Here is a 19742-nt window from a genome sequence, read left to right as displayed (position 1 = left end):
CGTGCGAAAACACGGGTGTTTTCACGAAGTTCAGTGACTTGCATCGAATGGCACGCAACGTGCATGACTATCCGGTACCCAGCCAGCCCTTTGGTTAAGTTGAGGCGTGTTGAACTGGAAATTTCCGACGAGGTAGTCACCCAGCCACCTTTTGGATTCCCCAAAAAATCTTCCGGTTCAGTCCCCCACGCTCAACTTCCAAGGGCTGTTTTTATGCGCGGACGGACAGACGTCGGGCCGCTGTAACTCAGGGGGCGGACGAGCCGATTCATGGAAGGGATAGGGGCCAATGGGAGGGCGCGGCGGTCCATCGTGAGAGTGGACAGCGTTGCAAAGTGCTTCAGTGGTGCTCGGCCACGCGGCGAAACGCGGTCAGGCGGTCGCTTCGGCGGGTGTCTCCATCGGCAACGGTTCCATACTCAGAAGCTCGCGAACTCGGTTGTTCACGACGTCGCGGCCTCGCGTCAGCAGCGTGTCACGCAGGATTTCGTCGTCCAGGTCGATGTTCAGTTGTCCATCGCGGACCAGCAGCTGAAGAAACGTGACCACGTTCTTGCTGAACATTTCGCTGGAATGCACGGGAATGTCGGACGCCAAATTGCACGGCCCGAGGACGGTCACGTCGTGATGAGTGATCGTTTCTCCCGCTTTTGTGACTTCGCAGTTGCCGCCGCGTTCTGCGGCGATATCGACAATGACTGACCCCGGAGCCATGGCTTCCACCATCTCGGTCGTGACCAGGACGGGGGCTTTTCGGCCCGGAATCGCGGCGGTCGTAATCACGACGTCACAATCAGCAATCACCTTTTTCATGGCTTCACGCTGGCGACGATAGAAGTCTTCGTCCATTTCCTTGGCGTAGCCGCCGGAAGATTCTGACTGGCCGGTTTCCAGGTCCAGCTCCACAAACTTGCCGCCCAGACTCTCAACCTGTTCACGAACGGCCGGGCGAATGTCGTAGCCGTATACTACGGCTCCCAGCCGTTTCGCTGTGGCGATCGCCTGAAGGCCTGCTACTCCCGCACCGATAATCAACACGCGAGCGGGTTTTAGCGTGCCGGCTGCCGTCATCATCATGGGGAACATTCGCTTGGATGCCGTTGCAGCCAGTAAAACGGCTCGGTAACCGGCCACCGTTGCCATCGACGAGAGAATGTCCATGCTTTGAGCACGAGTGATTCGCGGCACCAATTCCAGTGAAAATGCCGTCACACCTCGTTCGGCAGCCGTCTTCACCTGGTCTGGAAAAGACAGTGGGTCGCAGCTCGCGATCAGCACTTGACCGTCCTGCAGCAGTTCAATGTCTGCCTCGCCGTGGTCGCCGCACGCTCCCAAAGCCTGGACCTGCAGCACGACATCCGCCTGTTTTAGCAGCTCTGCTCGGTCGGTGACGATTTCCGCGCCCTTGTCGATATATTGCTGATCCAGAAACCCGGCTGCCTGCCCTGCACCGCTTTCTACGCGGACTTGCTGGCCAGCTTTGATCAGCGTGGGCACCATGTTTGGTACCAGGGCGACTCGCTTTTCCGCCGGATCGGCTTCTTTGCTAACGGCAATGACAAGTGGAGACGATGTGTCAGACATTTCGGAGCTTCCAGAATTGCAAGTCGATTAAGCAATGACGGACGTATACGTCACTTCCGCTGGCAAAACAAGTTGCGAGATCTCAGGTGGTAAATACCTGGTCATGCGGTTAACCGGTCGAAAAAACAGGGTTTCATAGGTTGGTATACTGATTTTGAACAGCGAATTCGCACTTCTCAGGCAACCGGGCGGCAGAAACCCCACGTTGCTGCCAGCGCATCAGCCGCTTCTTCGACGTCAGTGATTTCGCCCCAACCGCCGTTCCTCAGGAATGCGTGAGCGAACTCATGGGCGATCACGTATTGCGCGAACGCTTCTGATGCAGCGTCGAGCTTAGGTTTCAGGACCACGCACCGACTTCCGCCACCGTCCGGGCCAGGCGTGGGCATGAACAGAGTCCAGCCTTTGCCCGGTTCATAGTTATCCAGTTCGACTCGAAACCGATGATCGCCCAGAAAGTCCTGCTGCACGTCGGGCGGCAAGGCTTTCAAGACAAACAAAACTCGCTTCTGCAAGTTCGGCAATTGTCGGAAGGGATGCAGGTACGTGGCGAATTCGTCGCTGGTGGAAGTTGTCATGGCGGGAATTGTAGCGATTTGCGAAGGCACCGGCAAAAACGGCCAAAGCCGAGAGGCCGGGCTTTCCCCAGACCCCCGTTTTTATTAGATTTCCCGAAGCTGGCTGGTGTCCGCTGCTTTCCTCCGGCACGAAATGCCGGTGCGGCAAGGCTTCACGCCGGTGTGGACGGACGGATTTTCGCGGAAGGGATTCTGGGCGATGGCATTTCAACCGCAACGATTTATTCACGCAGCCAACATCAGGCTGGATGTGCCGGTTAGCGTTCACTTTTCAGAACAGCTCACGGACGAACTCCGTCATGCTCTGGAAGACGCAACGCTCACATCTTTTGACAGCGTTGTCGATAGTTGTATCGCTCACGATGTCGACTTTCTACTGTTGTCCGGCAACGTGTTTCTGGAATCTGACCGCAGTCTGCGAGCTCGCCTGAAGCTGCTGGACGGATTCCGCCGGCTCGACAAGAAGAACATTCCGGTGTTTGTGCTGCCGGGCGACGCCGATCCGCCGGGAGCGTGGCGGTCGATCCCGGAGATGCCAACAAATGTGACGGTCTGCTTCAGTTCCAACCCGGAACCCGAAATGCTGACGCGCGGCGACCATGTGATTACGACGGTTTCTGCGTCTATGTGGTACGGCGAAACGGATGCTTTCGGCATTCGCGTCATCGGGCGGTCAGAAAGCGGTATCGAACCGTTTCGCGTCGGCGTTGTTAGCCGAGCCAAATACGATGAATCGCGGCGGATGGCGTCGCTGAGTGCTTCGTCAGACGAAGACTTCTTAAACGTGTCGGTTTCTGACGACGCAGACGAATCCGAGCAATCTGACGAAGTGGTTGAAGTCGAACGACAGACCCGTTTGGCAGACGTGGCTACGGAAGCTCAAACAACCGCCGAGTATGAAGCCGGTTTTCGAGACTACATCGACCAGCTGATGGTCGAAGGTCGACTTAGTTACGTCGCTTACACCGGTGATTTGGATCGGTTAACGTTGTCGCTGAACAGTGGCAAAGTTCACTGCCCCGGCACGACTCAGCCAAGAAGCCAATTAGAATCCGACTGTGGCACGTGTTCGCTGATCGAAGTGGACAACGAGGGCCAAGTGCTGATCGAACAAATCAACACCAGTGCGGTGAGCTGGAAAAACATCGACCTGTTCGTCGAAGCCGATGCGACGCTTAATAGTTCGCTGCAGAGAATGAAGGCTCTGCTGATGAAGGAGCCACGCAACAAGTCTGACCGGATCTGGTCTGTGTGCTGGACCATGCGAGGTCCGCTGCCGGTGCTGCACGACTTTATCGAAGAAGACCTTGAACTGGCCGTCGCTGTTGAGCTGGAAGAACTGGATGCCGGCAACCAAAAGATTCGGCTCGTTCACGAAGTCCGCACGCTGCCAGATCCGTGGGAAGTCCCCGACAAGCAATCACAGGCTCAGGAATATGCGGACCTAATCACCGAAGACGCGATTGTGTCTCGCCGCAAGTTAATGAACTACGTGCGCAAGGAAAGCGATCTGTCCGAAGGTTGGCGCCTGCGGTTCGAAGCGTTGGTCGCCGGTGTTGACCGCGAACGAATTCTCTCGCGAATGCGAGTTGATGGAGCTCACTGGTTCGTTCCTGATATTCATTCGCTGCTACCGGACCTGGACGACTTCGACGAAGACATTCTGCAGGACGAAGCGATCGAAGAGTTCGGCCTGACGGGCGACGCAGAAGAAGATGACGACGACTTCGACGACGAAGAGGAAGAACTGCTGGAAGACGCCGACGAAGAGGTCGGTGAGTTGGATGAAGAAGTTGCAGATGATGAAGTTGACGACGAGGCTGACGAGGAAGAAGTGAGCTAGGTAAACAGCCATCCCTGCTGCGATTTCCTGTGGAAGGGGTGAGCGACCGAAGCAGGTTTGGGGGAGGGCCGACCGCTCAACCTGCTGGGAAGTGCTAACAGAATGTGGACCTGCGCAGCATTCTTTCCTGACTTTGTGATCGGTGGAGGTAGCAACCACAGCAGGGACGTTGATGAACATATTTCTTCGGCAAGAGTCGAAGAATTCAGGACTGCAATGACGCGGTCTGTCAAACACCACCGAGGGTGGACCGGATGAAGATTACCGAAATTGATATCGACAGGTTTCGCATTTGGCGCAGCCTGTTATTGCGACTCAATCCGACCGGGTTGAACGTCATCTACGGACCGAACGAAGCCGGCAAGACCACGCTGATGCGCTTTGTGCAGTCTGTGCTGTATGGCTTCGAACCGCTGTCTGAAGAACCGGCGTGGCATCGCCCGGAAGACGATATTCCGTGGAAGGGAGCCTTGCGCTGTGAAGCGGCTGGCCGAACCTGGCGAGTCGGTCGAAAAGCGGCGGACAAAGATCGCGGCAGCGTGCGTATTTCCGGCGGACCGGAAGATCTGAACAAAGCACAGCAGATGAGTCTGCTGTTGTCGGACACTGAAGAGCACATCTTTTCTGACGTGTTCGCCGTCGGCGTGCGTGAACTGCAGCAGTTGTCGACGCTTGGCAGCGAACAGGTGGCGGAATACATCTATGGGCTTTCTCTGGGGCCGCAGGGACGCCAGTTACTGGATTCGCTGTCTGACATTCGCAATCGCCGCACCGCCATGTTTTCCGAAAACGGAAGACACGGCCAACTGCCCGATCTGTTCGACCGCTATGCTGACTTAAGCGTTACAAAACGTGGCAAAGGTGAATCTCGCGAGCAGCATGCGCGACTCGTCCGCCGTCGTAGCGAGCTGAATAAATCGATCAGCGAACTGCAAACTCGCGAATCGCAAATCGCCAACGAACTGCGCGGCCTGCGATTCATCAAGAGTTGCTATAAGCCGTGGAAGAAGATCGGCGATCACAAAAACGAACTCACCAAAATCCCCCTGATCAACCACAACCCGGATCAGGCGCTGGAACAGCTGGATGCATGCGAACGAGACATTCAGCAGCATTCGTCAACTCGCGACAAGCTGTCCGAACAGTCGACTCAATTCCTGAATCAGGCCGAACGGCTTCAGATCGACGAGCGTTTCGAAAAGGACCGCTACGCGATTCAAAGTCTGGTTGATCAGTCAGAATGGCTGCGCGATCTGGACGAACAAATTCGCACGGCCGACGATCGCAGCAGCCATCTGAAGCGCGATCTGGACCTGGCACTGAATGACATGGGGCCGAGCTGGAATGTCGAACGCCTGAAAGCCATCGATACTTCCCCCGCCGCGCACAACAGCCTGCTGGTTTCAGCCAGAAGGTATCAGGACGCTCTGCAGCGACGCGGAAAACTGCGTCGCTGGAACCGGTCGATGTCGAAGAAAAGCCAGCAGGAACTGGTGGATCTCGAAACGGACATGCAAGTGCTGGGCATCGATTCGATCGAAGACGCCATCACGCGAGAACAGCACCGCCTGCGCGAATTGGAAAACCTCGGTCGTCTACGCCTTCAACGCGAACAGATGGCGTTGAAGATCAAGACGGTTCGTAATGTGATGAGTCGGGTTGATACGGACGATTCGATTCCGCCGTGGGTCGATCGAGCGGTATTCACGATTGCATCCGCCGGTATTACGCTGTTTTTCTTCGGCTTGCTTCTGATTGCTGGCAACGTAGTGGATACCGGTCGGGTCGTCGGCGGTTCGCTGGCCGCCGCTGCGTTTGGCTTGGCGGGCATTATGTGGTGGGGCATTCGAAATGGTCTGAACAATTACTTCGACCGCAAAACCGGCATTCAACTGGACGACCTGAACGCGGAAGCTCGCGAAGCAGAAAAGAGTCTGCGCCAGGTTCACGAACGTATTCAGCGGATTCAGTCCGAAGGAATTGCTGGCCAGTTCTTGATGAAAGCGGATGCACCCGGCACCAGCACAGCTGATCTGGTGAATTGCATCGGCGAATGTTCGCGGCACATCACCGAATTGGAAAACCTGTCGCGCCGGCAGGATCGAGCTCGCCTTCGACGTACTCGACTGAAGACGCTGCGAGACCGGTTTCGATCGTCGCAGCAGGCGGTTAACGAACGCCGGCAGGAATGGTGCCAGTTACTGAATTCGCTGGGTATGGAAGAAACCGTGAAGGTTAAGGAAGCCTTCGACTGGTGGCAGCAAATTCAGGAAGTCCGCGAATTACACACGCAATGGCGTAACGCCGCGCCGGAAGCGGAAGGATTGAAGCGGATGTTCGGCGGGATGAGTGCCCGCGTCGAACAGCTTGGTCAGCAGGTCGCTCCGGAATCGAAGCTCAACTATGTTCGCCCGCTGGAAGTCCTCACCGGCTGGCAGCAACAATTGAAAACTCACGATCGCGATCGTACTGAACGCGAACGGCTAATGCAGGAATCCGAAAAACTGCGTCGCGAATCGATCAGCGAACAAAATCAGGTCGAAGGCGCCGAACTCCGACGCAGCGCGGTGCTTGCACGAGCAGGCGTGATGTCACGCGACGAACTGGTGCAGCAACAGGAATGGCAGAAGAAGCGAGTCGCCATTGAAGGCCTGCTGGCCGCCGCCACCGAAGAGTTGAACGAAGTGGCGTACTCAGAACCGGAATTGGCGGTTTCAGAAGAAGATATCGCGCGTTTTGATCCCATCAACGGCAAAGAACGTATCCAGTTGCTGGAGATGGAGCAGCTTGAAGTTGAAGAAAAGCTGAACAAGCACCACGAAGAACTTGGCAGTCTGAAGCAGGAAATCAAGCTGCTGGAATCCAGTCGTGAATCACAGGCACGCTACTTCCAGAAAGCTCACGTCGCGTCAGACATCTACCGAGCGGCCGAGGAATGGTTCGCTCTGCAGATCGAAGAAGATGCGTTGCAGCAGATGCGGCATCGTTTCGAGAAGGAGAACATCTCCAGCACGCTTACCACAGCGTCGTCATATCTGCATCGTATTTCGTCTGGCCGTTACCACAAGATCTGGGCTCCTCTGGGCGAAGACTTCCTTTGCGTCGACGATGAATACGACCGCACGTTCCGAGTCGAGCAGTTAAGCGGTGGTACTCGCGAACAGTTGTTCCTTGCTTTGCGTTTCGCTCTTGTCCGTGAGTTCGCATCGCGTGGCATCGAACTACCAGTGATCATGGACGACCTGTTTGTGAACTTCGACGAAGAACGCACCGAAGCGGCGGCCGAGTGTTTAATTGAAGTCGCGAGCGAAGGACAACAGATTCTGTTCTTCACCTGTCATCAGCATTTAGCTGAGTTGTTTCAGAAGAAACAGGTCGAACCGCTGTGGCTGCCTGGCCACAAAGTGGCTTACGACCTTCACAAACCGGAAGACGAAGCTGTCGCGTTTTTGGGTGGCGATAAACAGGCTCGCATCGACGCCGCCAGCGCGGGGACGTCAGAAGCGAAACCGCGTGGGCTGTTCCTGCCCGATGCGGATGAACTGTTCGACGAAGAGTCTACCGACGGCGATTCGGGTTCTATGTCGCAGCCGGAAGGTGAAGGCGTATCCTCGCCCGCCAACCTTCGCCAGAACGCGAACTAAATTACCTCCCCACGAAAGTGGGATCACCGTTCCATCAGGTGTGGCCGGGGTTTCCATCGCTGCGCTGTGACGGCTGGCGCTTACCCGCGTTGTTCGTGCCAGATTTCGGACACGATGCTTGGCACAATTTCACGCTCCGCTCGCTTTGTCGCCCATGCAATCGTGGCTGGGTCCTTTGCGGCGGTCGTACACATTTTTTTTGCGATTGGAGTGATGTAAACGCGGCCGAGATCCAGTCGGTCGGCGTCCCAGCAAGTTTGAATGGTGACGTCCGCTTCTGTGCAACCGTTGGTATGATCGCGGCAGGCGATGTACAGCAGTTCAAATTCTTCGTCGGTGACATCGAAGTATTCACCGCGCAGTGTCGCTGCGTATTCCGCCCCGCGTTGACCGTGCCCGAGGTCGAATCCGTCGTTCCATCGCTGTGAATCATGAAAGAAGGCGAACAGTTCGACAACTTTGACGTTGGCTCCCGACTGTTCGGCCACTTTCATGCCGTTGGCATACACGCGGCCCCAGTGAGTCAGCCCGTGAATGCCATGCCAGTCTGTAGTCTGGTCTTGCAGGATGCGGCGAATCAGTCTGTCGAAGTCGATTTCCATTATTCCCGAGTTAGCACGCCGTTGGCTGCTTCTGCCATCTTTGCCACCTGCAGCAGTTTCGCTTCTTCAAAAGCGGGGCCCTGAAGTTGAAGTCCGATTGGCAGTCCCGAATCGCTAAGTCCGCACGGAACTGAAATCCCCGGAATGCCCGCCAGATTCGCGCTGATTGTGTAGACGTCGCTGAGGTACATGGCCAGCGGATCGTCCATCTTTTCGCCCAGTCGAAACGCGGTCGACGGACAAACGGGACCAGCGATCACATCAACTTCCTTGAACGCTTTGTCGTAGTCTTCACGGATGCGGCGGCGCACTTTTAGGGCTCGCAGATAGTAAGCGTCGTAGTAGCCAGCCGACAAAGCATACGTGCCCAGCATGATTCGGCGTTTGACTTCCGGGCCGAACCCTTCGCCTCGGCTGCGGCAGTACAAATCGACCAGCCCGTCGTCTTTAGGATCGAAGTTTGGCGAACGATAGCCGTAGTGAATGCCGTCGTAGCGAGCCAGGTTGCTGGACGCTTCGCTGGGAGCGATCAGGTAATACGTGGCCACGCTATATTTTGCGTGAGGCAACTCGACCTGCTTGACGGTTGCTCCTGCCGCTTCCAATGCATTGATCGATTTTCGCACGGCGGCTTGAACTTCGTCGTCCAACCCCGCGCCGTAGTGTTCGTCGACGATGCCAACTCGCAGGCCTTCCAGCGGCCGGTCGATGCAATCCACATAGTCCGGCACGTCAGCGTCTACCGACGTGGTGTCTCGCTTATCGTGCCCGGCAATGGCTTGAAGCAGCAATGAGGCTCCTTTTACATCGCGTGCAAACGGACCGATTTGATCCAGCGAACTGGCGAAGGCGACAAGTCCGAACCGAGACACTCGACCATAAGTTGGCTTCATCCCCACCACGCCGCAAAACGATGCGGGCTGACGGATCGAGCCGCCGGTGTCTGATCCCAGCGCCAGCGGCACCATTCCCGCCGCGACCGCCGCGGCCGATCCGCCGGACGAACCGCCGGGTGAATGTTCGGCGTTCCAGGGGTTGCGAGTGACTCCGGCCACGGACGTTTCGGTCGATGAGCCCATTGCGAACTCATCCATGTTCAGCTTGCCGACGATCACACCGTCGGCCGCATTCAGTCGTTCGACCACGTGAGCGTCATACGGTGGTTTGTAGTTGGCCAACATTTTGCTGCCGCAGGTTGTCGGCGTACCGGTTTGGCACATGTTGTCCTTGATGCCGATGGGCAAGCCGCTCAGCAGGCCGACGTCGCCACCGGAGGAGCGTTTGGCGTCGACGGCGTCGGCTTTGGCCAAAGCGGCTTCGGCGTCGACACTGACGAAGGCGTTAGTCTGCGGATTCAGTTCGTCAATCCGCGCCAGGCAGGCTTCCGTCAGGGTTCGGCTGGTGAGTTCCCCGTTGTTTAGTGCCGAAAGCAGGGCAGCGGTGGATTGTTTGTGGAGGTCACGCATCTTTCTGCTCCAGAATCTGAGGCACCTGGAAGTAGTCGCCGTCGGTTTTCGGAGCGTTCGCCAGTGCAGCCTCGCGTGGCAACGATTCTCGGCGTTCGTCCGTCCGGAAGACGTTTTGCAGGTCGACGGCGTGTGGCATCGGCTGAACGTCGTCCACATCGACCTCGTCCAGCAGTTTGACGTAGTCCAGAATCTGCGTGAGCTGTTGGCCGTATGTTTTGAGTTCGTCTTCGCTAAGTGCCAGTCTTGCCAGCGAGGCGACTTTGCGGACTTCTTCGATTTCCATGGGTTTTCGTGGTCTGTGTGAAATAATGGGTGGCTGGTGGATTGGACGGCTGCAGGGCTGAATTCGGGCGAAGTTTCTCAGGAAGGCCCTGGATATCAAGCCGGGAGCCTCCCGAGGCACGGAATTCACCCGGCAGACCGGGAAATTCCGGTGAAATTGGGAATTGTCCATCGGTGATTGGCCAACTTCCCGCTAGTATCCCCCGCTTCGCTGCCGGGACCACATTGCTGAGATCACCGTCCGCATCTCAATTTCCGGCCCAAATTTCGGACCCACACATGTCCATCGTCGCTCCCATGATTGAAACTTCCAGTGACCAGGTGACTCGCCGCACTGACATCCGCAACATCGCGATTATCGCGCACGTTGACCACGGCAAGACGTCCCTCGTCGACTGTCTGATTAAACACAGCGGCATGTTCCGCGATAATCAGAAGATGCAGGAATTCATGCTGGACAGCAATGATATCGAACGCGAACGCGGTATCACGATTCTGGCCAAGAACATCGCGATGATGTACGAAGGCGTGCGAGTCAACATTATCGACACGCCAGGCCACGCAGACTTCGGCGGTGAAGTTGAACGAGTCCTGAAAATGGCCGACGGTGCTTTGCTGCTGGTCGACGCTTTCGAAGGGCCTCGCCCGCAAACTCGGTTCGTTCTGCAGAAGGCGCTGGAGAACGGCCTTAAGCTGATGGTTGTGATCAACAAGATCGACCGACCAGACTGCCGTCCTGACGAAGTGCTTTCAAAAACGTTTGACCTGCTGGTGGAACTCGGGGCCGACGACGAAACGCTGGACTTCCCGTACATCTTCACCAGTGCGAAAGAAGGCTACGCCGTTCACGATCCGTCACAAAAGTCTGGCGACATCCGCCCGCTGATGGACATGGTACTGGAAAAAATTCCTGGCCCGCCCGTACGTCCGGACGATCCGTTGCAGCTGATGGTCACATCGCTGGAATGGTCGAAGTACGTCGGCCGCATCGCCACTGGCCGAATTGCTGCCGGCAAGGTACGCACTGGTCAGCAGATTGCGTTGATGAAAAAAGACGGTTCCGTCGTGAAGACAAAAGTCGATCAGGTGCAACTGTTCGACAACCTTGGCCGTACCGACGCTGAAGGCGCATCCGCCGGCGACATCGTTGCATTGATCGGACTGCCGGAACCGGCCATCGGTGACACAGTTGCCGATGTGGAACAGCCAGTGGCGTTGGAACGAGTCGAAGTGGACGAGCCGACTTTGTCGATGAAGTTCACAATCAACAGTTCACCGCTGGCTGGTCAGCACGGCAAGTTCGTGACCAGCCGCAACCTTCGTGAACGACTGATGCGAGAGCTGCAGTCCAATGTGGCACTACGAATCGAAGAAACAGACGAAAAAGATTCATTCAAGGTTTCTGGTCGCGGCATCCTGCATCTGGCCGTGCTGATCGAAACCATGCGACGCGAAAGCTTTGAGCTGTCCGTCGGCAAGCCGGAAGTCATCGTCAAGGAAATCGATGGCAAGAAGTGCGAACCGTACGAACTGCTGGTCGTTGACGTTCCCACAGCCGACGTCGGTCCCGTGATGGAATTGGTCGGTTATCGTCGAGGTCAGGCCAAAGAAATGACGGCCACTGGCACCGGGATGACTCATCTGGAATTCAGCATTCCAGCGCGAGGACTCATCGGGTTGCGAACGCGATTACTGAACGCAACTCGCGGCGAAGCGATCATGCACCATCGATTCGAAGAATACCGTCCGGTCGAAGGCGACGTTCCAGCGCGAGCCAACGGGGTCCTGATTTCTCAGGTCGGTGGCAAAGCGGTTGCTTACGCGTTGTGGAAGTTGCAGGAACGAGCGGAAATTTTCACCAAGCCGGGCGAAGACGTTTACGAAGGCATGATCATCGGTGAAAATAGTCGCGACAACGACATGACGGTTAATCCCGTCCGCGAAAAGAAGCTGACCAACGTGCGATCATCCGGTGCTGACGACGCGATTGTGCTTCGTCCGCCGCGAGAAATGACGCTGGAAGCGGCCTTGGAATACATCGAGTGGGATGAGTACGTGGAAGTCACGCCTCAGGTCATTCGACTCCGCAAGACGTTCCTGACGGAGAATGAACGCAAGCGATTCGCTCGAAAGTAGGCGGATGCCGACGTGGCGGCCAAGGCCGTCACGCTTCGATCGCGAGCACAACTTTTCCAAACTGAGTCGAGTTCTGCATGCGTTCAATCGCTGCGTTTCCATCTGCCAGTGGGAGCGCGTCGTCAACGATCGGTGCGATGCCAAACTTGCTGACAAACTGCAGCATGGCGGCGAAGTCGTCGGGTGAACCCATCGTCGATCCGATCAGGTGTAGTTGCTTCCAGAAGACGGAGAACAGGTCTAGCGACTTTGGTGGCCCTGTGGTTGCTCCGTAGTTGACGATTCGACCACCGGGTGCCGCCAGTTTGATCAGATCGGCGTATCCGTCGCCACCGGCGCTGTCGATGATCAGGTCAACCGCACCGTGTTCTGAGGCAAGACGGTCACTCCAGTCGTCTGCCTTGTAGTTGAAGCCCGCAGTCGCGCCGTGTTCGATTGCTCGCGCAATCTTTTCTTCCGACGACGACGTGACGATCACTTTCGCATTCGCGGCTGCCGCATACTGCAAGGCGAATGTGGCGACTCCGCCGCCGATACCGGTGATGAGAACCGTTTCGCCGGACTTCAATCGGCCCTGTTGGAAGACCGCCCGATAAGCCGTCAATCCGGCCAGCGGCAAAGCGGCGGCCTGTGTCCAGTCCAGATGAGACGGCGCGGAGTACACGTACTCGGCTGGGACTCGTACTTCCGTGGCGAAGGTCCCGTCCGTCGGCATGCCGAGAATGGTGAAGTCGTTGCTTTGAGCGGCGTCGTTGTCACCCCAGTGCCAGCCGGGATTGATAATCACGTTGGCGCCGACCAGTGACGAATCGACGTCGGCACCAGCGCGCGACACGACGCCCGCTCCGTCCGAACCGAGGATCACGGGCAACTGGATACCGGGATACATTCCCTGAGTGATCCAGTAATCGCGTCGGTTCAGAGACGCTGCTTTGAGTTGCACGACGACTTCGTCTGCTGCCGGGACAAGGTCGTCACGGTCTTCCAGAACGAGTGGCGTTTTCAGTTTGTTAAGGACGAGTGCTTTCATATTTGCATAGTACCTTTGCCGCACGCGTGCGGCTACCGGTTGTCCGGGACTTTAATTCTGAGGCGAAGTGGCATAGATTCCGGCCGTGCGAGCTGGAATCATCAGAAAGCTGAAATACGAACGAATGGCAAAAAAGAAGTCAACCGCTAAGACCGCTGAGAAATCGCCGTCGATTGAAGACGCGATGGAGGAGCTACAATCAATTGTGCAGTCGCTGGAAAGCGGACAGGAGCCGCTTGACGAATCGCTGCAACAATTTGAACGCGGCATGAAGTTGCTGAGAACCTGTCACCAACAACTGGAAAAGGCGTCTTCACGTATCGAAATCCTGACGAGCATTGATGGCGACGGTAATATCGTTTCTGAAGACTTCGACGGTACCGCCACGGCGTCAAAATCGCAGCGCACCAAGTCGCCTTTGGACGCATCGCCGGACGAAGACGGCGTTGATCCCGCGTCGTTGTTTTAGGCGTTCGTAGTTCTCACAGAAACCCTTTGCCAGAAAATTCCACAACCGTGAACGACGCTCTGCAGAACAGTCGCTTTATGAAAGCCGTGCGGCGCGAACCCGTCGACACGACTCCAGTGTGGATTATGCGACAGGCCGGTCGCTACCTGCCGGAATACATGGCCGTCCGCAGCAAGACCACGTTTATCGAACTGTGCAAAACGCCGGAACTCGCCTGCGAAGTAACCCTGTCAGCTCAGCGAATCCTAAACGCCGACGCTGCGATTCTGTTCGCCGACTTGCTGCCCATCCTTGAGCCGATGGGCATCGATCTCGAATACGTGAAGGGCGAAGGCCCCGTCATTCACAACCCGTTGCAGGAACCTGGCGCCGTCGATCGACTGACGGCACTCGATTCAGTCGACATGCTGGATTACGTCTTCCAGGCAGTGAAGTTGATCCGCAGCGAACTGCCTTCAAACATCCCGCTACTGGGTTTCGCGGGCGCGCCGTTTACGTTGGCGTCGTATTGTATCGAAGGCGGCGGATCAAAAAATTATGTCCACACGAAGACGCTGATGTACAACGATGCCGGAGCGTGGAATGCTCTGATGTCAAAGCTGGTGGATTCGGTGTCGATTTATCTGAAGGCTCAAATTGCGGCAGGTTGCCAGGCGGTGCAGGTGTTCGACAGCTGGGCGGGCTGCCTTTCGCCAGCGGACTACCGCGAATACGTTTTGCCTCACACAAAACGACTCATCGCATCCGTCATCGACGACGCGCCGGTGATCAATTTTCTGACCGGCAACCCTGCCTTGCTTCCGTTGCAGAAAGAAGCGGGCGGAACGGTCATGGGCGTTGACTGGCGAGTGCAGCTGGACGACGCATGGAAGACCTTCGGCCCGGAATTCGCCATTCAGGGCAACATGGACCCGGTTTCCATCTATGCCGAGCTGCCGATTTTGAAACAACGAGTCAAAGATGTGCTGGATGCGGCAGGCGGACGGCCGGGCCACATTTTCAACCTGGGGCACGGCGTGATGCCGGACATGAATCCTGACCATGTCAAAGCTGTCGTGGAATACGTGCACGAACTGGGGGCACGATGACGGAAGCAGCGTTGTCATGAATGGCCAGCGAGTCGCGGTGATCGGCGGGGGCATTACGGGCCTGGCGTGCGCTCATCGATTGATTTCGATTGATCCGGACGTTCAAGTCACGATCTTCGAAGGCAGCGACCGGCTGGGCGGCATCATTCAGACGGTGCAGCAGGACGGTTTTCTAATTGAACTCGGGCCGGATTCGTTTATCACCAACAAGCCCGGTGGTGTGCAGCTTTGTGATGAGATCGGTTTCTCCGACCAGTTGATCGCCACCGACGAAACGTATCGCCGATCGCTCGTGCTGCGGAAAGGCCGCCCGTTGCCTGTTCCCGACGGCTTCATGCTGATGGCGCCGGCAAACCCCGTCGCCATCATGACGACCCCGATCCTGTCGGCGAAGGGCAAACTGCGATTGCTGCAGGAAGCCATCACGGCCGCGAAGACAACCGACGAAGACGAATCGCTGGCCAGTTTCGTGCGACGCCGCTTCGGTACGGAAGCGCTCGAACGACTTGTGCAGCCACTGGTTGGCGGTATCTACACGGCCGATCCGGAAAAGTTAAGCCTGAAAGCGACACTGCCACGTTTCCTGGACATGGAACGCCAGCACGGCAGTGTCATCCGCGCGACACTTGCCGGACAGAAAACGAAATCGGATGATCAGAATTCACGAGCGAAGGCTGCAGCGTCCGGCAGTGGAGCTCGGTACGGGCTGTTCACGACCCCAGCTGATGGGCTGAGTTCGCTGGTGACGGCGGTCGAACAGAAACTACTCGCCAGCAACCGAGTGACCATCAACACGGAGCGTGCCGTCGTATCAATGCACCGAATCGATAATCGCTGGCGTCTTCAACCAGACGGTGCTGCGAGCTGTGATTTCGACGGCGTTGCAATGACGCTGCCGTGCCACAAAGCGGCCGCACTGCTGGATGATTCCGCGACCGAGTTAGCAACGACGTTGCGAGAATACGAGTATGCGTCGAGCGCCATTGTGGTGAGTGGGCATCGGATCGCCGACTTCACTCATCCGCTGGACGCCTTTGGCTTGGTGATTCCCGCGATCGAAAATCGCAAGATACTGGCCGTGTCGTTTACCAGCCGTAAATTTCCTGGGCGAGCTCCCGAGGGGCAGGTTCTGCTGCGAACCTTCGTCGGTGGCGCCATGCAGCCGGAATTGCTGCAGCTTACCGACGACGAAATCATGTCGATCGTGCAGCAGGAACTGACCAGTATTCTGGGGCTGAAGTCGGCTCCGGCATTCCAGCAAATCATCCGCTACAACAATTCGATGCCCCAATACCACGTCGGTCACCTGGATCTGGTCGGCCGCACGGAAACGTTGGTCGGCGACGTGCCTGGGCTGGAACTCGCAGGAAGTGCGTACCATGGAGTCGGCATTCCCGACAGCATCGCCAGCGGTCGCCGAGCGGCGGAATGTCTGCTGGCCTCACAGAAATCGACGTAACCGCTGTCCCTAAGGCGGTTTGCGAGTCGTTGTTGAGGCGCCGAATTGCCCGATCCGCGCGAAAGTTGGTCGATTTTCGCCCAGTCTGGAAAAACTGGATAATGCGGAGATAATCAACCTGTCGGTTCGATAGAATCCCGACTTGCGCCGCAGCCTGCCCTTCAACCGAGTGGCTTGATTTGCGCGGTCGTTCTTTTCCTTCAGTTTGTCACAACATTATGTCATCAGCATCTGAGCAGATTGTCATCACGGGCATCGGGCTTATGTCGCCGATTGGAATCGGCGTCGACAGCGCATGGGACAGTCTCTTGAACGGCCAATGTGGCTTTCGCCCAGTTGAACATCTTAGCTATGTCGGCACGCCGGACTGCATTGGCGGAGAAGTGACTGACTTCACGGATTCGTCGGCCAAGAAACAACACCTGAAAGCCGTTCGCAAGCAGATCAAAGTGATGTGCCGCGAAATCCAACTCGGCGTCGCGTCCGCTCTGCAGGCCATCACTCATGCCGGCGTTGATCTGGATGCGGTTTCGTCCGATCGAATCGGCGTCGACTTCGGCGCGAATCTCATGTCCAGCCCGCCTGCCGTGCTGATCGATGGCGCGGTCCAAAGTATCGATGAAGCGAGGCACTTCGATTTTTCGAAGTGGGGCCTGAATGGCGGCGATCGGTTCCGCGGAATGGAACCGTTGTGGCTGCTGAAGTACTTGCCCAATATGCCTGGCTGCCACATCGGAATCGCACTCGATGCTCGCGGGCCAAACAATTCACTGACGCAGGACGAAGCGTCAGGCGGACTGGTGATCGCCGAAGCAGCAAATATTATTCGGCGTGGCCGAGCCGACATTATGGTTACCGGTACAACCGGCACCAAGCTGCATCCCGTGAAGGCGTGTCAGCACAAAAAATGGGACGTGCTGGCCGAAGGTCCGGCCGATCAGCGTTGCCGACCACTGGACAGCAATCGTCACGGCGAAGTCCTTTCAGAAGCCGCCTGTACGCTGATTCTGGAATCGCGAAGTCACGCAGAAGCTCGCGGTGCCAAAATCTACGGTACGATTTTGGGAACCGGAGCCAGTTGCGTGAACTCCGCTGATGGCCAGGCCGACGAAACTCAGGCTGTACAACTGGCCGCCAAAATGGCGATGGCAAATGCCGAAGTCAGTGCGGCTGATTTAGGACATGTCAACGTATCTGCCTCAGGGCACCTCACACGCGACGCCTTCGAAGCGAAAGCCATTCGTACGCTTCTGGGTGACAAGGCGGCTGAGACGCCTGTGACGGCGCCGAAGAGCTACATCGGCAGTGCAGGAAGCGGATCTGCTTTGACTGAAATCGCCATTTCGCTGCTGGGCCTGCAGCACGACGTGATCCCGAAGACACTCAACTTCCAATCAACCGACGATTGTTGTGCATTGAATGTCGTCGGCAATGAGCACCTCGCCACCGACAACAAGCTGTTCCTCAAAACCAGCGTCACACGTATGGGCCAAAGCAGCGCCGTTGTCATCGGCGCTTAGCCGGTATGCACCGGCGGGCGATTGGCGTGGCGGATGGAGTTACGGTGTGGAGGCTGAAGCGCCGGCGTTGGTCGCCGGGGGATCGGTTTTTGCTTTGGGCGGTTTTGGTAGACGTTGATCTGTTTTGCGTTGGATCCTTTTGGTCAGTGACCAACGGGAACGCTGCCTTCTATTCGGAGCGTTAGCTCCAATCGGCTGGCGGGCCGCCCCGCCCCGGCGTGGATTGAATCTTCCCGGCCAGTGACGAATGGGAACGCTGCCATCTATTCGGGGCGTCAGCCCCAATCGGCTGGCGGGCCGTCCCGCCCCGGCGCGGCAGGAATTGCCGATCGTGGGGGATGGAATTCGGCGTTGGGTGGCGTGTTGCGTGATTTGCGGTGTGAAGCGTCTTTCCAGCGTGTATGTCCTATTGAGGCAAACTGCGTCGGCGTTTAGATTTCCGGCGAATGCGGGCAAACGCCTTCAAAGCGTCAAAGGATTGACAATGACATTTCGTACTCTTTCGTTCTTCGCCACAGCGGTGCTCGCTATCTTCATTTCCGGCTGTGCTTCGACCAAGACCTCAAATACTGCGCGGACGGCAAAGGAGCAGATGCTGCTTTCGAATGCTGTCGACCAATCGTTGGACAAAGTGGACTTTACGCCACTTTATGACCAGAAGGTGTATGTTGAGGAGAAGTATCTTGAGAGCATCGACAAACCGTACATTGTTGGGTCGGTGCGTCACCGAGTAATGCGGGCTGGCGGGCACATCGTTGACAAAGCGGATGACGCTGAAATTGTGATGGAAGTCCGCAGCGGCGGAGTTGGCACCGATACTACGGAAGCGTATCTGGGGACGCCTGAAATCGCCTTGCCTGGTATGCTGACCATTCCGGAGATTCGCCTGGCAGAACGCAAGTCGCAATTCGGATACTCCAAGATCGGCATGGTGCTTTACGATGCAAAGACCAGACAGATTTTGGGTGAAGGCGGCGTCGCGATGGCTCAATCCAACGATAATAATTCGTTTGTGATGGGCATTGGGCCGTTTCAGAGTGGTAGCTTACGCGGCGACATCAGCAAGGCCAAACAGTCATCGCCGGGGCAGAGTCGCCGACAACTGCCGAGTACCGTTGCGTTCGCGAGCCGACCGTCTCAGTCAGTCGCCAATCCGTCAGCGATCGAATTTGCCAGCGATTCCAAAGAGCAGTAGCCGTAATCACGAACGCAATTGCTTTCGCAACGTGGTTTCCGTTTCATTGAAGTTCACCGAAAAACTCGGTTGATATCTTCAAATCGGGGGCACTGGACGGTTAGCATGGCGGGTCCTGAAGAAGCCACAACCGTTTGCGACGTTGGCCATTATGATCATTACCATTGACGGGCCAGCCGGGTCGGGCAAGAGCACGGTCGCCAGAATGCTGGCCGAACGACTGAACGTCCGCTTTCTCGACACAGGAGCGATGTATCGAGCCATCGCGTGGGCCGTTTTGCAGGCCGGGGTTTCAGAATCGGACGAAGCTGCCGTCGCAAAAATTGCCGCGGAGACTCATTTGGAGTTCCGCGGTCAGGCTTTGTTTCTGCACGAAACTGATGTTTCAGAATTGATCCGATCACCGGACGTCACGGCGGTGTCTTCCGTGGTGGCCGCCAATCCAGCGGTGCGAGAGCGGCTGGTGAAACTTCAGCGAGAAATCGGTGAGCAAGGTAGCCTGGTGACAGAAGGTCGGGACCAGGGGACCGTCGTATTTCCCACCGCGAAATACAAGTTCTTTCTAACGGCCAGCGTTGATGCGCGAGCTCGTCGGCGACATCGCGAAATGGTCGCGTCTGGATCAAGCCTGACACTGGCAACGGTGACCACTCAGTTGCGACAACGCGACGCGCGGGATGAAAACCGCGCACATGCACCGATGAAGGCAGCTAAAGACGCTCGCACAATCGACACGTCGAATCTGTCTATCGCTCAGGTGGTCGACCTGCTGACCAAAATTGTGTCAGCGTGAGCTCGACGTCGCTCGGTTGATTTTTTGTGTCGAACGGTTTCGCCCGGTCG

Annotated in this window: 15 protein-coding genes; 9 read left to right on the top strand and 6 right to left on the bottom strand. The window is 56.8% G+C overall.

Features of this window, described 5'->3' with window-relative positions; all coding sequences use genetic code 11:
- Nucleotides 1-372 precede the first annotated feature (372 nt).
- Nucleotides 373-1584 (bottom strand): Re/Si-specific NAD(P)(+) transhydrogenase subunit alpha, encoded by a 1212-nt coding sequence (locus Fuma_RS17080; protein WP_077025192.1) that lies wholly within the window; start codon nt 1582-1584, stop codon nt 373-375.
- Nucleotides 1585-1760: 176 nt separating this feature from the next.
- Entirely contained in the window at nt 1761-2162 is a 402-nt protein-coding gene (locus Fuma_RS17075; protein ID WP_083732115.1) for a M78 family metallopeptidase domain-containing protein, read from the bottom strand.
- A 199-nt stretch (nt 2163-2361) separates the two neighbouring features.
- On the opposite strand from Fuma_RS17075, the gene Fuma_RS17070 reads away from it, so the two are divergent.
- Complete coding sequence (locus Fuma_RS17070) at nt 2362-4005, top strand: metallophosphoesterase family protein (RefSeq protein ID WP_145944226.1); 1644 nt, start codon at nt 2362-2364, stop codon at nt 4003-4005.
- Nucleotides 4006-4259: 254 nt separating this feature from the next.
- Complete coding sequence (locus Fuma_RS17065) at nt 4260-7649, top strand: ATP-binding protein (RefSeq protein ID WP_077025189.1); 3390 nt, start codon at nt 4260-4262, stop codon at nt 7647-7649.
- An 80-nt stretch (nt 7650-7729) separates the two neighbouring features.
- Here the strand turns inward: Fuma_RS17065 and Fuma_RS17060 are convergent, their stop codons facing one another.
- The 3 genes from Fuma_RS17060 to gatC are packed head-to-tail and all read right to left on the bottom strand — an operon-like array spanning nt 7730 to nt 10003.
- Nucleotides 7730-8251, bottom strand: a complete 522-nt coding sequence (locus Fuma_RS17060) for an HD domain-containing protein (protein WP_077025188.1) — start codon at nt 8249-8251, stop codon at nt 7730-7732.
- Nucleotides 8251-9717, bottom strand: coding sequence for an Asp-tRNA(Asn)/Glu-tRNA(Gln) amidotransferase subunit GatA (gatA, locus tag Fuma_RS17055; RefSeq protein ID WP_077025187.1), 1467 nt, complete (start codon nt 9715-9717; stop codon nt 8251-8253). The genes Fuma_RS17060 and gatA overlap by 1 nt, the downstream gene beginning before the upstream one ends.
- Nucleotides 9710-10003: an Asp-tRNA(Asn)/Glu-tRNA(Gln) amidotransferase subunit GatC gene (gene gatC, locus Fuma_RS17050; protein ID WP_077025186.1), complete on the bottom strand. Its 294-nt coding sequence runs from the start codon at nt 10001-10003 to the stop codon at nt 9710-9712. The genes gatA and gatC overlap by 8 nt, the downstream gene beginning before the upstream one ends.
- 278 nt (nt 10004-10281) lie before the next feature.
- On the opposite strand from gatC, the gene typA reads away from it, so the two are divergent.
- Entirely contained in the window at nt 10282-12138 is a 1857-nt protein-coding gene (gene typA / locus Fuma_RS17045; protein WP_179954418.1) for a translational GTPase TypA, read from the top strand.
- A gap of 28 nt (nt 12139-12166) precedes the next feature.
- Here the strand turns inward: typA and Fuma_RS17040 are convergent, their stop codons facing one another.
- On the bottom strand, nt 12167-13168 hold the full coding sequence (locus tag Fuma_RS17040; RefSeq protein WP_077025185.1) for a zinc-binding dehydrogenase: 1002 nt from the start codon (nt 13166-13168) through the stop codon (nt 12167-12169).
- Nucleotides 13169-13292: 124 nt separating this feature from the next.
- On the opposite strand from Fuma_RS17040, the gene xseB reads away from it, so the two are divergent.
- The 6 genes from xseB to cmk all read left to right on the top strand — a co-directional run bounded on the left by xseB (nt 13293) and on the right by cmk (nt 19692).
- Nucleotides 13293-13637 (top strand): exodeoxyribonuclease VII small subunit, encoded by a 345-nt coding sequence (xseB, locus tag Fuma_RS17035; RefSeq protein ID WP_145944225.1) that lies wholly within the window; start codon nt 13293-13295, stop codon nt 13635-13637.
- Between the two features lie 47 nt (nt 13638-13684).
- Complete coding sequence (gene hemE / locus Fuma_RS17030; RefSeq protein ID WP_077028363.1) at nt 13685-14725, top strand: uroporphyrinogen decarboxylase; 1041 nt, start codon at nt 13685-13687, stop codon at nt 14723-14725.
- Nucleotides 14679-16184, top strand: coding sequence for a protoporphyrinogen oxidase (gene hemG, locus Fuma_RS17025; RefSeq protein ID WP_229360678.1), 1506 nt, complete (start codon nt 14679-14681; stop codon nt 16182-16184). Before hemE ends, hemG begins: the two co-directional genes overlap by 47 nt.
- A 218-nt stretch (nt 16185-16402) precedes the next feature.
- Complete coding sequence (locus Fuma_RS17020; RefSeq protein WP_077025183.1) at nt 16403-17704, top strand: beta-ketoacyl-[acyl-carrier-protein] synthase family protein; 1302 nt, start codon at nt 16403-16405, stop codon at nt 17702-17704.
- 484 nt (nt 17705-18188) lie between these two features.
- Nucleotides 18189-18899, top strand: coding sequence for a DUF6655 family protein (locus Fuma_RS17015; protein WP_077028361.1), 711 nt, complete (start codon nt 18189-18191; stop codon nt 18897-18899).
- A 151-nt stretch (nt 18900-19050) separates the two neighbouring features.
- A complete protein-coding gene (gene cmk / locus Fuma_RS17010; RefSeq protein ID WP_077025182.1) occupies nt 19051-19692 on the top strand; it encodes a (d)CMP kinase in 642 nt (213 codons plus the stop codon).
- Nucleotides 19693-19742: the final 50 nt, after the last annotated feature.

The organism is Fuerstiella marisgermanici, from assembly GCF_001983935.1.
Lineage (GTDB): Bacteria > Planctomycetota > Planctomycetia > Planctomycetales > Planctomycetaceae > Fuerstiella > Fuerstiella marisgermanici.
The sequence above is the reverse complement of the archived record's forward strand: the minus strand, read 5'-3'. Positions and strand labels throughout refer to the sequence as shown.

Bases quoted from the DNA above. Each gene is read 5' to 3' on its own strand.
- Fuma_RS17015 (WP_077028361.1), top strand. From the start codon at position 18,189: ATGACATTTCGTACTCTTTCGTTCTTCGCCACAGCGGTGCTCGCTATC.
- Fuma_RS17060 (WP_077025188.1), bottom strand. From the start codon at position 8,251: ATGGAAATCGACTTCGACAGACTGATTCGCCGCATCCTGCAAGACCAG.
- xseB (WP_145944225.1), top strand. From the start codon at position 13,293: ATGGCAAAAAAGAAGTCAACCGCTAAGACCGCTGAGAAATCGCCGTCG.
- cmk (WP_077025182.1), top strand. From the start codon at position 19,051: ATGATCATTACCATTGACGGGCCAGCCGGGTCGGGCAAGAGCACGGTC.
- typA (WP_179954418.1), top strand. From the start codon at position 10,282: ATGTCCATCGTCGCTCCCATGATTGAAACTTCCAGTGACCAGGTGACT.
- Fuma_RS17075 (WP_083732115.1), bottom strand. From the start codon at position 2,162: ATGACAACTTCCACCAGCGACGAATTCGCCACGTACCTGCATCCCTTC.
- Fuma_RS17040 (WP_077025185.1), bottom strand. From the start codon at position 13,168: ATGAAAGCACTCGTCCTTAACAAACTGAAAACGCCACTCGTTCTGGAA.
- hemG (WP_229360678.1), top strand. From the start codon at position 14,679: ATGTCAAAGCTGTCGTGGAATACGTGCACGAACTGGGGGCACGATGAC.
- gatA (WP_077025187.1), bottom strand. From the start codon at position 9,717: ATGCGTGACCTCCACAAACAATCCACCGCTGCCCTGCTTTCGGCACTA.
- Fuma_RS17020 (WP_077025183.1), top strand. From the start codon at position 16,403: ATGTCATCAGCATCTGAGCAGATTGTCATCACGGGCATCGGGCTTATG.
- Fuma_RS17070 (WP_145944226.1), top strand. From the start codon at position 2,362: ATGGCATTTCAACCGCAACGATTTATTCACGCAGCCAACATCAGGCTG.
- Fuma_RS17065 (WP_077025189.1), top strand. From the start codon at position 4,260: ATGAAGATTACCGAAATTGATATCGACAGGTTTCGCATTTGGCGCAGC.
- Fuma_RS17080 (WP_077025192.1), bottom strand. From the start codon at position 1,584: ATGTCTGACACATCGTCTCCACTTGTCATTGCCGTTAGCAAAGAAGCC.
- gatC (WP_077025186.1), bottom strand. From the start codon at position 10,003: ATGGAAATCGAAGAAGTCCGCAAAGTCGCCTCGCTGGCAAGACTGGCA.